Raw genomic sequence first — 647 nt, forward strand, 5'->3', positions numbered from 1 at the left:
AGATCAGCACTTCCGGCTTCAAGGTCAGGCAGCGCGCGATCGCGATGCGCTGACGCTGGCCGCCGGAGAATTCATGCGGGTATTTCTGCAGCGCTCCGGCCGGCATCCCCACCTTGTCCAGCAGTTCCTGCGCCAGCTTGCGCCGCTCGCCGCCGTCGCGGCCGATGCCGTGCAGCTGCATCGGTTCGCTCAGGATCTGCTCCACGGTGAAGCGCGGGTTCAGCGAGGCGTAGGGGTTCTGGAAGATGATCTGGATGCGCCGCTTGTAAGCGTGGAAGGCCTTGGCGTCCATGCCCAGCAGGTCCTGGCCGTGGAACAGCGCCTGGCCGCCGCTGGCCTGGTGCAGCCGCACCAGGGTCAGCCCCACCGTGGTCTTGCCGGAGCCGGATTCGCCGACGATGCCCAGGGTTTTGCCCTTGGCCAATTTAAAGGACACGTCCTTGACCGCGTGGAACTGGCGTTTGCCGAACAAGCCTTCGCGCACATCGAAGGATTTGCTCAGCCCGCGCACGTCCAGGATGATTTCATCGTCGTCCCGGTAGCCGCGCTCGCGCTGCGGCGGTTCCACATAGCCGCCCGGCTGCAGGAAGTCGTCGATCACCGCCAGCCGTTGCGGCCGCCGGTCCAGGTGCGGGCGGCAGGCCAGC

At 66.6% G+C, this 647-nt stretch carries 1 protein-coding gene; it reads right to left on the reverse strand.

Annotation, left to right across the window (positions count from 1 at the left end; all coding sequences use genetic code 11):
- The coding region (locus DB032_RS11070) for a dipeptide/oligopeptide/nickel ABC transporter ATP-binding protein (RefSeq protein ID WP_146176785.1) at window positions 1-647 on the reverse strand (647 nt) is incomplete at both ends.

Origin of the sequence: Chromobacterium sp. Panama (assembly GCF_003052555.1) — a bacterium.
In the GTDB taxonomy this organism is placed as follows: Bacteria; Pseudomonadota; Gammaproteobacteria; order Burkholderiales; family Chromobacteriaceae; genus Chromobacterium.